The sequence below is a fragment of the Rhodopila globiformis genome (genome assembly GCF_002937115.1).
Taxonomy (GTDB): Bacteria; Pseudomonadota; Alphaproteobacteria; order Acetobacterales; family Acetobacteraceae; genus Rhodopila; species Rhodopila globiformis.
The window spans coordinates 25,268-38,244 of record NZ_NHRY01000072.1; the positions used below are offsets into that span (position 1 = coordinate 25,268).

General features: G+C 62.3%; 15 protein-coding genes. All 15 read right to left on the minus strand.

Annotated features, from left to right (window positions below; translation table 11 throughout):
• Nucleotides 1-5: 5 nt before the first annotated feature.
• On the minus strand, nucleotides 6-1,316 hold the full coding sequence (locus CCS01_RS07440; protein ID WP_104518197.1) for an FAD-dependent monooxygenase: 1,311 nt from the start codon (nucleotides 1,314-1,316) through the stop codon (nucleotides 6-8).
• Nucleotides 1,317-1,321: 5 nt separating this feature from the next.
• Nucleotides 1,322-2,416: an electron transfer flavoprotein subunit alpha/FixB family protein gene (locus CCS01_RS07445; RefSeq protein WP_104518198.1), complete on the minus strand. Its 1,095-nt coding sequence runs from the start codon at nucleotides 2,414-2,416 to the stop codon at nucleotides 1,322-1,324.
• 18 nt (nucleotides 2,417-2,434) lie between these two features.
• Nucleotides 2,435-3,289 carry an electron transfer flavoprotein subunit beta/FixA family protein gene (locus CCS01_RS07450; RefSeq protein ID WP_104518199.1) on the minus strand — a complete coding sequence of 285 codons (855 nt, stop codon included), beginning with the start codon at nucleotides 3,287-3,289 and terminating at the stop codon, nucleotides 2,435-2,437.
• Between the two features lie 115 nt (nucleotides 3,290-3,404).
• Nucleotides 3,405-3,740 (minus strand): nitrogenase stabilizing/protective protein NifW, encoded by a 336-nt coding sequence (nifW, locus tag CCS01_RS07455; protein ID WP_104518200.1) that lies wholly within the window; start codon nucleotides 3,738-3,740, stop codon nucleotides 3,405-3,407.
• A 148-nt stretch (nucleotides 3,741-3,888) separates the two neighbouring features.
• The gene (nifS, locus tag CCS01_RS07460) at nucleotides 3,889-5,085 is read right to left on the minus strand and encodes a cysteine desulfurase NifS (RefSeq protein WP_104518201.1); all 1,197 of its coding nucleotides are present in this window, start codon (nucleotides 5,083-5,085) and stop codon (nucleotides 3,889-3,891) included.
• An 11-nt stretch (nucleotides 5,086-5,096) separates the two neighbouring features.
• Nucleotides 5,097-6,020 (minus strand): Fe-S cluster assembly protein NifU, encoded by a 924-nt coding sequence (gene nifU, locus CCS01_RS07465; protein ID WP_104518202.1) that lies wholly within the window; start codon nucleotides 6,018-6,020, stop codon nucleotides 5,097-5,099.
• A gap of 12 nt (nucleotides 6,021-6,032) precedes the next feature.
• A complete protein-coding gene (locus CCS01_RS07470; protein ID WP_104518203.1) occupies nucleotides 6,033-6,356 on the minus strand; it encodes a HesB/IscA family protein in 324 nt (107 codons plus the stop codon).
• A gap of 150 nt (nucleotides 6,357-6,506) precedes the next feature.
• A complete protein-coding gene (locus tag CCS01_RS07475; protein ID WP_104518204.1) occupies nucleotides 6,507-7,124 on the minus strand; it encodes a nitrogen fixation protein NifQ in 618 nt (205 codons plus the stop codon).
• A gap of 13 nt (nucleotides 7,125-7,137) precedes the next feature.
• Complete coding sequence (gene fdxB / locus CCS01_RS07480) at nucleotides 7,138-7,428, minus strand: ferredoxin III, nif-specific (RefSeq protein WP_104518205.1); 291 nt, start codon at nucleotides 7,426-7,428, stop codon at nucleotides 7,138-7,140.
• Entirely contained in the window at nucleotides 7,428-7,625 is a 198-nt protein-coding gene (locus CCS01_RS07485; RefSeq protein ID WP_104518206.1) for a CCE_0567 family metalloprotein, read from the minus strand. Before CCS01_RS07485 ends, fdxB begins: the two co-directional genes overlap by 1 nt.
• Nucleotides 7,626-7,629: 4 nt before the next feature.
• Nucleotides 7,630-8,085, minus strand: a complete 456-nt coding sequence (locus CCS01_RS07490) for a NifX-associated nitrogen fixation protein (protein WP_275112895.1) — start codon at nucleotides 8,083-8,085, stop codon at nucleotides 7,630-7,632.
• A 4-nt stretch (nucleotides 8,086-8,089) separates the two neighbouring features.
• On the minus strand, nucleotides 8,090-8,563 hold the full coding sequence (gene nifX, locus CCS01_RS07495; protein WP_104518208.1) for a nitrogen fixation protein NifX: 474 nt from the start codon (nucleotides 8,561-8,563) through the stop codon (nucleotides 8,090-8,092).
• On the minus strand, nucleotides 8,535-9,923 hold the full coding sequence (gene nifN / locus CCS01_RS07500) for a nitrogenase iron-molybdenum cofactor biosynthesis protein NifN (protein ID WP_104518209.1): 1,389 nt from the start codon (nucleotides 9,921-9,923) through the stop codon (nucleotides 8,535-8,537). The genes nifX and nifN overlap by 29 nt, the downstream gene beginning before the upstream one ends.
• Before the next feature lie 7 nt (nucleotides 9,924-9,930).
• Entirely contained in the window at nucleotides 9,931-11,364 is a 1,434-nt protein-coding gene (gene nifE, locus CCS01_RS07505) for a nitrogenase iron-molybdenum cofactor biosynthesis protein NifE (RefSeq protein ID WP_104518210.1), read from the minus strand.
• Between the two features lie 60 nt (nucleotides 11,365-11,424).
• Entirely contained in the window at nucleotides 11,425-12,957 is a 1,533-nt protein-coding gene (gene nifK, locus CCS01_RS07510; RefSeq protein ID WP_104518211.1) for a nitrogenase molybdenum-iron protein subunit beta, read from the minus strand.
• Nucleotides 12,958-12,977: the final 20 nt, after the last annotated feature.

Below are 12,977 nucleotides of genomic sequence, written 5' to 3' on the forward strand. Positions count from 1 at the left end.
TCCTGTCAGCGCCAAGCGCGCGCGAGCCGCCAGCCGTCGGCCAGCATGCCGGTCAGGCCGCGTTGCGTTCGCAGGCGCTGGATGATTTCGGTTTCCTTGGCCTTCTTCGCCTTGCCGTCCACGCGCAGCCACGTCTGCGCGGCCGTGCTCATGATGCGCGGATACAGGTTGAGCAGGTGCCGGTTGTTGTGCAGCAGTGCCGGAATCTTCCGGTATTTGCGCATATCCTTCAGGACGAAGCTGTCCTCCAGGCGCTTGCGGTATTCGGCCAGGTTGGCGGCCGTGCACGGCTCGCGCCGGCGCTTCAGCCAGACGATGGTTTCGCCGGCAACGCGTCCCGACGTCATCGCCAGGTTCGATCCTTCGCGGTGCACCGCGTTGACCAGATGGGCCGCGTCACCCACCACCAGCCAGCCGTTGCCCTGGGTTTCCGGCATCGCGCGGAAGCCGCCTTCGGGGATCAGGTGGGCGACGTATTCCTTGACCTCCGATCCGGCGATCAGCGGCGCGATCGAGGGATGCTGCTTGAAGGAGTCGAGCAGGTTATAGGGCGTCATCCCGCTCTTCCTGATATCGTCGACAATGCAACCAATGCCGATCGAAATGGATTCGCGGTTGGTATAGAGGAAGCCGGTGCCGGTCATGCCTTTGGTGACGGTGCCCATTGCCTCGATCACCACGCCGCCGTCGCCCTTCAGGTTGAAGCGGCTTTCGATCACTTCCTGCGGCAGGAAGTGCATTTCCTTCACTGCCAGCGCAACGTTTTCTGGCTTCAGCTCATCGCGCAGGGCCGCGCGCTGGCCAACCAGGCCGTTGACGCCTTCTGCCAGGACAACGACATCGGCCAGCAGCGGGCCGCCTTGGCGATCGGTCCGCACGCCGATGACGTTGCCCTTGGTGTCCTTCACCAGTTCCGTAACAGTGGTTTCGCACAGCACGATGGCGCCGGCTTCACGCACCTTGGAACTGAACCAGCGGTCGAACTGGGCGCGGATGATGGTGTAGCGGTTCGGCTTTTCCTCATTGAAGTCTTCAGACCGGTAGTGCATCCCGGTATGGGATGAATCATCTATCACCCAGATGCGCTGCTCGATGACGTGACGCTCTAGTGGCGCATCTTCGCGAAAATCCGGAATGATCCGCTCCAGCGCGTCGGCGTACAGGATCGCGCCCTGAACGTTCTTCGAGCCGGGGTATTCTCCGCGCTCGATCTGCAGAACCTTAAGGCCGCCCTTTGCCATGGTATAGGCCGCGGCGTTGCCGGACGGGCCGGCGCCAACGACAATTGCGTCAAAACGTTCCTGAATTGCGGCCATGGTTGTTAACTCGCCAAACGGTTGACAGACAGGCGCTTGCGAAATGCTGTGGTCAAAGCAGGTAAAAACTCGATTGCATTTGTGACCACTCCGAAATGCGCGAAGTCGAAGATCGGCGCATTCTTATCGGTGTTTATGGCGATGATCGTATCGGCACCTTCAACGCCCACGCGGTGCTGAATGGCGCCGGAGATGCCCGCCGCAATATAGATCTTTGGCCGAATCGTCTTTCCGGTCTGGCCGATCTGCCGCTCGGCTTCCATCCAGCCTTTCTGCACCAGTGGCCTGGATCCGCCCCATTCGCCACCCAGAACTTCGGCAAGCGCGCGGACAAGCTGCAGATTCTCCGGCGACCGCAGGCCAAGGCCGCCGGCGACAACGATGTCTGCATAGGCAAGCTGTACCTTGTTGCTGTTCCGGTCGGGCAGGAACCGCAGGACCTTGGTAATGATATCAAACTCCTGCAGATTGGCCGCGTGCTCGATGACGCGGCCCTGGCGCCCCTTCGTCCGGCCGGGCATCGCCATCACGCGCGGCCGCACGGTCGCCATCTGCGGGCGGAAATTCAGCGTGTGGATCGTGCACAGCAGGGACCCGCCAAAAGTCGGCCGGGTTGCAGCCAGCGAGCCTTCGTCGTCGATCGCGAGCTCGGTGCAATCCGCAGTCAAGCCGGTCAACAGGGTCGTCGCCACGGCGCCTGCCAGGTCTCGGCCGAGAACCGTCGCACCCAGCAGGATGATTTCCGGCTTGTAGTTGTTGACCAGGTCAGTCATCACCCTGGTATACGGATCGTTCCGGTAGTGTTCGAGCGTCGGATCCGCGACGACGTAAACCAGATCAGCGCCATATTCCCAGGCTTCGACCACGGCGTCCTGCATGGCGGCGCGATTTCCGCCTAACACGGCGCCGATGAGTTCCACCCCGAGCTTGTCGGCCAGTTTGCGCCCTTCGCCCAGGAGTTCCAGCGAAACAGGATGAATTTCGCCGTGCTCATACTCAATGAACACCCAGACGTGCTTGTAGCTCTTGAACCGCTCGGGCAGTTCCTTTTTCATTCCGGCGCGGCTGGCGGCCGCGGGGGGTGTTGGTGCGGTGCTCATGACAGTCCGCCCTTCCTTTCAGTAAGCTGCGGCCGTGCGCAGCAATGCGGCTTCAAGAGCCGGCTGCACAGCGTAAAGCCGGGCGATTACGTCCTCGGCGATCGTTCCCATATCGCGATCTCCGACCTCGATCTGAACCGCCTTCGTTGCGCGGGGCTTGGGCGCGAACACCCGCTTCACCACTGTCGGCGAACCACGCAGGCCGCAGTTGCTCACGTCGGTGATGCCGGCCGTCTGGGCGTTCCAGACCACCAGTTCTGCCCGCGCGCCGCGCAGCACGTCGGCGATGGTTCCACGGCGAACTTCATTGGTGCCTTCCAGCATCGTAATCAATGCGGGAATGGCAGTCTTCAGCTCCTGCACGCCACCTTCTGCCCGGCGCAGCACGGTAATGGTCTTGTTTTCCAGATCGACTTCCTGGACCGCGGCAACGTAGGTCAGCTGCTGCAAGGCCAGGCGACGGGCGATGCCTGGGCCAACCTGCGCGGTATCGCCGTCGATCGTCTGCTTGCCGGTAAACACGATTTCCGGAATGCCCCAGGTCTCGCCGATCTTGCGCACGGCCTGGGCCAGGGCGTAGCTGGTGGCCAGGGTATCCGACCCTGCAAAGAAACGATCTGTCAACAGGACGCCGCGGTCGGCACCGATACCCAGAGCCTTGCGCAGGCTTTCCTCGGCCATGGGCGGACCCATGGTCAGCACGGTCACCTCTCCGCCCAGCCAATCGCGCAGGCGCAGGGCCTCCTCCAGCGCGAACAGGTCGTACGGATTGATGATGGTCGGCACCCCTTGGCGCATGATCGTATTGGTCACCGGGTGCACGCGGATCTGCGCGCTGTCCGGAACCTGCTTGATGCAAACGACGATATGCATGGCCACTCCTTATCTTTGCCGCTTCTATGGCAAACAGCGTGCCAACGCGGAAATGCCGGCTTTCCGCAGGTTTATGCCGCAGGCCGATACAATGTCCTGTCGCGAAACGGACATGTCAGGCAGCTTCGTCACTATCGGCTATGTCGGAAATGGAAACGAAGCCGAGACCCTTGGGCTTGACGGCGTCCTTCAGGACCTTGAACACGCGTTCATTCAGTGGCGAGGATGCTTCGAAATCGGCATAGGCACGGGCCAGCATTGCCCGGCAGGCTTCCTCGGCGTCGTCGTTGGTCATTGCCGCCCGGCTTTCCTGGGACAGATACTGCCCCATGCGGCGCAGGATGTGCAGGCGCGCGACCTGCAGCACGGCCGGATCGTAGGGAACCTTGAGCAGATCGAAGAATTCTTCCGCGGCTGACAGGCCGCGCATGCGGTCGAGCAGGTGACTCATGATCGGGTCTCTTTGTCGCAATCAGAACATGTCGTGTCCGCCGAGGCGAAAATGTGCGGCTGCGAATGCAGCCGGGTTTCCCGCAGCGTCGCCCGTGACCCGGACCGTCGTTCCGTCTGCGCGGGCATCGCTGTGGTGCACTTTTCACTCAGGCATAGGTCGGGGCAAAGGTGGCCTTTTCGCTGGACTTCCAGAACGGCGACAAAGACCGCAGCTTCTCTACGATTTCCGGCATTACTGCCAGGACCTGATCAACATCCTCATCGGCATTGTCGCGGGAAAGCGAAAACCGGATGGCGCCATGCGCCGCCGTGTACGGAACCTTCATGGCGCGCAGAACATGCGACGGCTCCAGCGATCCGGACGTGCAGGCCGAGCCCGATGAGCAGGCGATGCCTTCCTTATTCAGCAACAGCAGAATGCCTTCACCTTCAATGAATTCGAAGGCGATATTGCTTGTGTTGGGCAGACGGTTCTCGGCATCGCCCGTCACAAAGGCATTGCCGATGCGCTGGAGCAAACCTTTCTCCAGGCGGTCGCGCAGTGCGGCGACGCGAGTCTGTTCCTCGTGCATATGTTCCAGAGCAAGCTCCGCGGCGACACCGAGGCCGACGATGCCTGGCACATTTTCGGTGCTGGCGCGACGGCCTCGTTCCTGATGCCCGCCGCGCAGCAGCGGGCGCAGCCGCACGCCACGACGGACATAGAGCGCGCCGATGCCCTTCGGCGCATGCAGCTTGTGTCCGGAAAGCGACAGCATGTCGATTTCCGACGTCTTCAGATCCATCGGCACCTTGCCGACAGCCTGTACGGCGTCGGTGTGGAACAGCGCCCCCGCGTCATGCGCCAAATCCGCGAGCTGCTCGACCGGAAAGATCGTACCGGTTTCGTTATTGGCCCACATGATCGAGGCGATTGCGGTCTTCGGGCCAAGCGCCTTGCGATAGGCCTCAATGTCAAGGCGCCCGCGGCTGTCAACCGGTGTGTAATGAACCTTTATGCCGCGGTTCTTCTGCAGCCATTGGCACAGCGCCAGGACAGCCGGATGCTCGACCGTTGATGTTACGATCTCGTCACGTCCGGGCTGGGTTTCCAGAGCGGACAGCAAGACGGTGTTGTCGGCTTCCGTACCGCTGCCGGTATAGACGATTTCGTGGTCGAATTCAGCACCGAGCAATGTCTGCAACTGTTGGCGGGCGCGTTTCAGGGCCGCTCCGACTTCCGAGCCGAAGGCATGCATGGAGGAGGCGTTGCCGAACTGCTCGGTGAAGAACGGCGTCATGGCGCTGACGACCCGGGGATCAACGCGGGTGGTGGCGTTGTTGTCAAGATAGACGGGACGCATCGCAAGCTCCTCTAATGGCCGGTCGGAACGGGTATGACGCGCAGCGGGCGGCCGATTTTTGCGGCGAGGCGTTCCTGGATGCCGCCGATGGTTACAGTGGCGGCCTGGCAGCCGACGCAGGCGCCGGACAGCCGGACCAGCACGCGGTCGCCGTCGACGTCGACCAGTTCGCAGTCACCGCCGTCGGCCTTCAGGTAGGGGCGAAGTTCCTCGATGGCGCCTTCAATCAGCCTGATACGTTGCAGCAGCGTCATTTCTTTCTTTGGCGCGGCCAACGGCGAGGATTTCACGCGGTCCCGGCGTTGTGGCAGTGCCGCCCGGGCCGGATCGAACGCCAAAGCCGCATCAAGTTCGCCAGCTTCGACCATCTGGGCGTTGACCTTGACCAGCACCGCCTCGACGCTTTCAACGCAGGTGCCGCAGCTTCCCACGGCCTTGGTGAACTGGGTAACCTGCTCCATTGTCGTCAGCTTGTTGACACGGATAGCGCGTTCCACCATGCCTTCATCGGCGCCGAAACATTTGCACAGAAGCGCGCCTTCTTCATGGTCATCGTGCCAGGTATCGCCTTTGAAATTGGCAATGGCAGCGCGCAGGGCTTCGTAGCCCATGACGGAACAGTGCATCTTTTCAGGCGGCAACCCGCCGAGAAAATCAGCAATATCCTGGTTGGTCAGTTCAAGCGCCTCGGTGATCGTTTTTCCGACGATCAGCTCGGTCAGGGCTGAGGATGAAGCGATCGCCGACCCGCAGCCGAAGGTCTGGAATTTCGCTTCCCGAATTACTTCGGTTTCAGGATCAACCTTCAGCATCAGCCGTAGCGCATCGCCGCAAGCGATTGCGCCGACATCGCCAACGGCGTTGGCATCCTCGAGAACGCCGGCGTTCTTCGGGTTGTAAAAATACTCTTTGACCTTGTCGCTGTAGTCCCACATGACACGGTCTCCTTAGTGGCACGATTTGGAGCAGGAGCACTTCGGCCCGACATTGGGATTGTCGAACGTGAACCCCGAGGCTTCGGGACCAGCGACAAAATCCACGGTCGTACCTCTCAGGTGCGGTTCGCTTTCGGGGTCGATGTAGACGCGAATGTTGCTCTGTTCGACAACGAAATCCGTCGGCGCGGGTTGACGTACCAGGCCCATGGAATATTTCACGCCGGCGCATCCGCCGACCTGGACCATGATGCGAAGTCCCTGCACGTTGCCACCCTGGGCGTCAGACATCGCGGTCCGTACGGCGTTGATAGCGTTGTCAGTCAGGCTGATCATCGGAACCCCGTCTTGCTGATGGTGCGATACCCAGCAAACGGTGTGCCAATGCCAGAGCACTGAGATGCTTGTACTTTCCATGAAGAAAGTCGGGGCTGCGACGTGTCGCAACCCCGACAAAGCAGGTTGACAAACAAAGCAGGTTGACAATCAGATGCGGAGATCGGCCTGGCGACGCGTTTGGGCGAGAAGGCTTTCGCCGCCTTCCTCGCCGAAGCAGTGATCGAAGTCGTCACATTCGGCGCAGCTTGGGGCTGAGCAAAGCATGAAACCTTCGTCGCGACAGATGGTGCGGTAAAAAAACTTCTTCCATTTCATATCGCTACGGTTCTTCGACGCCAGAGGCTCGAAATGGCGCAGCAGCAGCCAGCCAAGTTCCTGGCGATTGCGCAGCCCGAGGTCCTGCCACAGATGATTAGGCCGCAGGCACCGGCGTGCGATCATGTCGGCAAGCCGACATTGAAATTCGCTGCCGTGTGTCGCGTTCCGCCGCAGCAGTTCCCGCAGGCAGGCCTCGTCCTCGGTCGGTGCAGACGCGGTTTCGCTTTCCCAGCGTGCGAACACGGTGGCTGCGTGGGGAAACGTTTCCCTTGCGAGCACAACAAGGTTTTTGCCGTCAAGGCCGATCGTGTCGGTCGGGCGAAGCCGGCCGGTTTCGGCTTCCCAGAGCGAGAGTGCGATAATCGAGGCTGTTACGTGCGTATCGAACCCGTCGCATCCCAGGTTCGGGATCGCCGTCAGCCAGGCATAGACTTCCGCGGGTTGCATGGCGTGGAATCCGTCAGGCTGGTCCATGGCTCTGGGCGTTGGTCGGGCAGACGCGGGCGCAGGCGCCGCAGCCGATGCAGCCGCCGGCGTCCCGCATGATCATGACCTTGCGCTCGATCTCATCGGCATCATCATCATCCGCGCCGATGTCAACGAATTCGCCGTCTTCGTCGATGCCGGCCAGGGTCATGACGTTGCGGCTGCAGACCTTATAGCAGCGGCCACAGCCGATGCAGACCTTGGCGTCGATGCCGAGGAGATATTGCGGCTCCCAGGGTCGGCCGTCGCGGGTAAGTTGGGTCATCAGGATTCCAGTTTCTTCAGTTCCGCCTTCTTGGCGGCCAGTGCGGTGAATGCCTCGAACGTCTTGGCAGCGACTTCGGGGATTTTCTCCCAGTCCTTGGGGAGTTCCTCCGAGAGGTCGTGCAGATCCATCTTGGCCGAGGTCGCCCGGGCGGAGAGTTTCTTCAACTCGGCCTTCAGGGTTTCGATGTCGCTCATGACCTCAGGCCCGCGCCAGTTCGGGGTGGGCTTCAATCATGGTGGCCGCCTGGCTGGCGACCTTCATGCCTTCGGCGGCCAGGGCAGCGAGATCCTCGAAGCCGAAACGATGCACGTCGCGTAAGGTCCTGGACAGGACGACCAGGTTTCCAGCAATCAGCACGACGCGGCCGAAGCCTTCGTGGCTCATTTTCATCATCGGCGAGGCGACAACGCCGGTCAGTCGTTCTACCGCCAGGCCGACGGCCTGATAATACTTTTCCACGCGGTCGAGAGTTTCGGGATCAGGGTCGCCGATGATGGGAATCTGGCGCCGTTCCGATTTCGTGACGATATAGTCTTTCAGCAGGGTCGCGTCCGACTTGCGGTCCCACGCACCGAACTGGTCCTCGGCCCGGAGCCGCCCGACCAGGCATTGCAGGAATGGCGTGGTCATCGGATCTTCAAGTATCTCTGCCACGATCCTACTCCTCGTCCAGGAAGTCCATCGAGCGCTCGTTCTGCGCGCTCATGACCTTGCGTAGCCAGGGCGGTGGGTTGCCGGTCATCATCGATTGCACGCGGCCGACGATGTTTTCGATTGTTTCTGGCTTTGGCAGCTTCACCGGATGGATGTGCGCGTTGACCACCCGGGCCGCGGCCGGGCCGCCGATGGCCAGGACGAACAGCAGGTGGCATCCGGTGAGCGCTTCCACCTTGGGGCCGATCTTGTCGTCGCCATCGCGCTGGTGGGCGCCGGACTCGTTGGAAACGTCAGTAAAGCTGACGGCTTCGACAAACCGAGATTCGGTAGGCGTTACATCATAGATTGCGAACCGGCGGGCCGAGCCGAAATGGGCGTTCAGGCTCTTCATGTCCTCGGTGGCGATGGCGATGCGCAGCCGCTTGCCAGCGACCGGTTCCGCCTGTTCAACAAGTTGCAGACGTTGCGCCAGCATGGCGGGTCTCCTCGACGATGGACTTGGCGTGGGCGAACTCGTCCGGCGTGTGCTCGTGCAGCTCGCCAAGGACGATGTTCGCGACTTCGAAGATCAGGTTGCGGGTGCCGCGATAGCCGGCGGTGCAGCGATGCGTGTGGCCCAGGCGGTCGAAGACCGGATAGCCGATACGCAGCAACGGGACGCCCAGACGTTCGCTGGCCTGGCGGCCGTGGCAGTGGGTGACCAGCAGTTCGGCGTCAGAGGCAGCGGCGCTGTCCTCCATGTCCTGCAGGTCGCCGACAACGACGCGGGCCGCCGGGACGTCGGCCAGCACTGGCGAATTCGCTGTCGATGCGACAGCCGTTACGATATCCGCGCCCATCGACGCGAAGAATCCCGCCAGGCCCGTCAGCAGGTCCGGGTCCGCGGCGATCGCCACGCGCTTGCCGCCGAAATAGAAGTGGCCGTCCAGCATGGCGTCGAGCAACTGGCTGCGCTGCCGGCGCAGGCGGGATGGGGCAGGGCGGCCGGAAATCTCTGTCAACAACGCGACAAATTCGTCCGACGGCCCCAGCCCGGTCAGGGTCGGAAGCACGGTGCACGGGACGCCGGTCTTCGCGGCCAGCAATTCTGCTGGAGCGCGCATATGTTCGCCAATCGCGACGGTGTGGAGCGCCCGCCCCATGCGCGCGATGGCTTCGACCGAGGTGCCGCCATAGGTGGTCGGGATGTAGTCGCCGGGGACCGTGCCGTCGAGCGATCCGGAAATGTCGGGCAGAACGACCGGGACAAGACCGAAGGATTCCACCGTCTCGACGATCCATTCGATGTCGGCCGCAGTCTGGTGCACACCCGGAAGGATATTGACCTGCTGGTAAAGTGGCACCGCGGCGACGGGTGGTTCCACAAGGCTGTCGATGATGGCGGTGACGGCCTTCGACCAGCCGTCTTCCAGCGCGCCGTCGAAATCTGGGGTTTTCGCCAGGACGATGCGGACATCCTTCAGTTCCGGACGCCGCTCCAGGATCAGTTTCAGGTCGCCGGCGATATCCTCGCCGCGGGTTTCCACCAGCGCGGTCGTGGCGACGCCGATGAACCTCGGCTTCATCCGCTTCGTCAGGTTCAGCAACGCTTCTTCCAGATTCTCCGCGCCGCCCATGATCGTTGCAACTTCATCGATCGCGGTGGTTTGCAGCGGGATCGCCTCCCTGGCGTGGCGCACTGTCAGCACCAGCGCGAAAGAGGTGCAGCCCTGCGCGCCATGCAGCAGCGGCACGGAGCCGGCGATGCCGAGATAGGCCAGTGCCGCGCCCAGCGGGGCGGAACATTTCAGCGGGTTGGTGGTGAGGCTTTTGCGGGTGTGGATGATTTCGGCCATGACGCCCTCAGCACGCGGATTCGAGCAGGGCGGTGCGTTCCGCCTCGCGGTCGGTGACTTCCCAGGGGGCAGGGCGCCGCAATTCCTGCCAGACCGGGTTGGTCAGGGAGCGGTGCAGTTCAGCAACGAGCGTCACCATCCCGTCGTATCCCGCGTAGGCAACGTGGCGTTCCTGGTTGATGTCGAGCCAGGGCGTCTTCGCCTTCAGCGCAGTGAACTGGCTGCGTCCGCCGGACAGCATGATGTCGGCGTCGCCGCGCTTCAGCATCGCGTACATCTCGCGCGGCGGAATGGTGTTTACCATGTGGGCGTCAGTGCCCATCAGCACCTTGATCCGGTCTTTGTCCTCATCAGTGGATTTGCGGACGGAGGTACGGACGATCTCCATGCCGATTTCCTGCAAGGCTGCAACGATTGACCAGGATTTCACCCCGCCGGTGTAAAGCAGCACCTTCTTGCCTTGCAGCGCGGCGCGGTAAGGCTCGATGCGGGCCCAGGCGCGGGCTTCCTCGGTCGCGATCAGCGCCTCGGTGCGGTCGATCAACGATGCGTCGACACCGCGCCTGACCAGGATCCGCGCGATCATGCGCAGGGATTCAGACGTGTCGCCTATCCCGTAGAACGAGCCTTCGAAATACGGAACACCATATTTTTCCTGCATCTTGCGCGCGACGTTGATCAGCGCGGTCGAGCAGACCATCATGTTGAGGCCGACACGATGGCACGACGCGACATCGCGGTACTTCGCGTCGCCGGTGATGCAGGCATGGACGCGGATGCCAAGCCGATCCAGCAACGGGCGGACCTGCCAGAATTCGCCGGACAGGTTGTATTCGCCCAGGACGTTGATGTCGGCGCCGGTGACGACCTCCGGCTCGATCGTTCCGATCACGTGCTCGAACAGCGCCTCACCGCCGAGCTTGTTGCCCAGGTTCTTCGATCCCGCGAACCCAGGCGCGTTGATGGGAATGCAGGGCGTGCCCAGCTTCTCGGTCGCGTGCTTGCAGACGGCGTCGATATCGTCGCCGATGATCGCCGGGACACAGGTGGCATAGACGAACACCGCGGGCGGGTTGTGCCGGGCGATCGCTTCCCTGATGGCGCGATACAGCCGCTTCTCGCCGTTGCCCATGACGATGTCCATTTCGGACATGTCGGTGGTGAAGCCGGTGCGAAACAACCTGGAACCCGAACTGGCCGAATGCCGGCCGTCCCAGCCGTTGCCAGCACAGGCGAGGGGACCGTGCACCAGATGCACCACATCGGTCAGCGGCTGCAGCGCGATCATTGCGCCGTCGAAGGCACAGCCGCCGGCGGCGGCGCCGGGAACCAGCGGCTTGGAACAGCCCTTTTTGCGCTCCGTCGCGTCCTTCGCCTGGTTCTTGTCGCAGCTCGGTTCGTTGAACACGTCGGCAATGCGGGCTTTCAGGGCTTCGCTCATGGAGACACTCCCGGCACAGGCAGGAAACGGCGGGCAGCACAGGCCACCCGCCGCCGTGGTTCAGCGGGTCAGGTCGAAGGAGATGTCGGCTCCGGTTTCGCCCGTGTCGCTGTCGAGCTTGTCGAAGATCTTGTCCAGTATCGCAACAAGCACCCGCAGGCCGCCCTGATAGCCCCAGGTCGGGAAGCGGTGGTGGTGGTGGCGGTCGAAGATCGGGAAGCTCAGCCGGATCAGCGGCGTGTTACAGTCCTTCTCCAGGTACTTGCCGTAGGACGAGCCAATCAGGAAATCCACAGGCTCCGTCGCGATGATCGAGCGCAGGTGCCACAGGTCCTTGCCGGCCCACACCTGGCAGTTCGCACCATATGGCGAGGAAGCGAACAGTTCCTGCATCTGCTCCGCCCAGGCCTTGGTGCCGGCCGTCGCCAGGCAGTGACGCGGCTCGCCGCCCGTCTCCATGATGAACTTCGCCATGCCATAGACGAAGTCCGGATCGCCGAAGATCGCGTAGCTCTTGCCGTGCAGCCAGGACTGGCTGTCCGCCATCGCATCGATCAGGCGCCCGCGCTCCTTCTCCAGCGCATCCGGGATCGGCTTGCCGCTGAGCTCGGAGAGCTTCATCAGCAGCTCGTCGGTCGCCGCAACGCCCATCGGGTAGTGCAGGCTGGCGGACGCCTGGCCGAAGGATTCAGCGTATTCCAGCGTCTTTTGCGTGCAGTATTCCTGTAGCGACAGTGTCGCCTTGGCGTTGACCGCCGCCGCCGTGTCCTCCAGCGTGGTGCCGCCGTCGTACATCCGGAACTCGCCGTCCGACGGGGTGTCGAACGTATCCGAAACGTCTGACAGCAGGGTGTAGTCCACGCCCATCATGTCCAGGATCCGCTTCAGCTCGCGATTGTTGCCAACAGCGAAGCCGTCGAAGCCCGGAATGATGTTGATCTTCTCGCCGGGCGTCGCGGTCTTGCCCTTCCAGAAGTTCTCCAGGATGCCCTTCATCATGTTGTCGTAGCCAACGACATGGCTGCCGACAAAGGCCGGGGTGTGCGCGTAGGGAACGTCGAAGTCCTCCGGCACCGAACCCTTCTGCCTGGCGGTGGAGATGAACGCCTGCAGGTCGTCGCCAATGACTTCCGCCATGCAGGTGGTCGAAACGGCGATCATCTTCGGGCTGTACAGCTTGTAGGCGTTGGCCAGGCCGTCGATCATGTTCTGCAGGCCGCCAAACACCGCCGCGTCTTCCGTCATCGAGGAAGAAACGACCGACGACGGCTCCTTGAAGTGCCGCGACAGGTGGCTGCGGTAATAGGCGACGCAGCCCTGGCTGCCATGCACGAAGCTCAGGGTCCTTTCGAACCCGGCGGCGGCGAACACGGCGCCGAGCGGCTGGCAGGCCTTGACCGGATTGATGGTCAGGGCTTCACGCGCCAGGTTCTTCTCGCGGTATTCCCAGCTCTTGGTCCACTCGGCAACCTTCGCGGTTTCCTCGGCGCAAGGCATGCCGTCCATGGCACGCTTGCGGGCGAACATTTCCTGATACTCCGGCTCCTTGAAAAGCGGGGCGTGATCCAGGATTTTTTCTGCACTCTGTGGCATCGAAATGATCCTTTACCGCG

What these genes read in the sequence shown, in the direction of transcription:
- CCS01_RS07440 (WP_104518197.1), bottom strand. Translation starts at nt 1,316, where the DNA reads ATGGCCGCAATTCAGGAACGTTTTGACGCAATTGTCGTTGGCGCCGGC.
- CCS01_RS07445 (WP_104518198.1), bottom strand. Translation starts at nt 2,416, where the DNA reads ATGAGCACCGCACCAACACCCCCCGCGGCCGCCAGCCGCGCCGGAATG.
- CCS01_RS07450 (WP_104518199.1), bottom strand. Translation starts at nt 3,289, where the DNA reads ATGCATATCGTCGTTTGCATCAAGCAGGTTCCGGACAGCGCGCAGATC.
- nifW (WP_104518200.1), bottom strand. Translation starts at nt 3,740, where the DNA reads ATGAGTCACCTGCTCGACCGCATGCGCGGCCTGTCAGCCGCGGAAGAA.
- nifS (WP_104518201.1), bottom strand. Translation starts at nt 5,085, where the DNA reads ATGCGTCCCGTCTATCTTGACAACAACGCCACCACCCGCGTTGATCCC.
- nifU (WP_104518202.1), bottom strand. Translation starts at nt 6,020, where the DNA reads ATGTGGGACTACAGCGACAAGGTCAAAGAGTATTTTTACAACCCGAAG.
- CCS01_RS07470 (WP_104518203.1), bottom strand. Translation starts at nt 6,356, where the DNA reads ATGATCAGCCTGACTGACAACGCTATCAACGCCGTACGGACCGCGATG.
- CCS01_RS07475 (WP_104518204.1), bottom strand. Translation starts at nt 7,124, where the DNA reads ATGCAACCCGCGGAAGTCTATGCCTGGCTGACGGCGATCCCGAACCTG.
- fdxB (WP_104518205.1), bottom strand. Translation starts at nt 7,428, where the DNA reads ATGACCCAACTTACCCGCGACGGCCGACCCTGGGAGCCGCAATATCTC.
- CCS01_RS07485 (WP_104518206.1), bottom strand. Translation starts at nt 7,625, where the DNA reads ATGAGCGACATCGAAACCCTGAAGGCCGAGTTGAAGAAACTCTCCGCC.
- nifX (WP_104518208.1), bottom strand. Translation starts at nt 8,563, where the DNA reads ATGCTGGCGCAACGTCTGCAACTTGTTGAACAGGCGGAACCGGTCGCT.
- nifN (WP_104518209.1), bottom strand. Translation starts at nt 9,923, where the DNA reads ATGGCCGAAATCATCCACACCCGCAAAAGCCTCACCACCAACCCGCTG.
- nifE (WP_104518210.1), bottom strand. Translation starts at nt 11,364, where the DNA reads ATGAGCGAAGCCCTGAAAGCCCGCATTGCCGACGTGTTCAACGAACCG.
- nifK (WP_104518211.1), bottom strand. Translation starts at nt 12,957, where the DNA reads ATGCCACAGAGTGCAGAAAAAATCCTGGATCACGCCCCGCTTTTCAAG.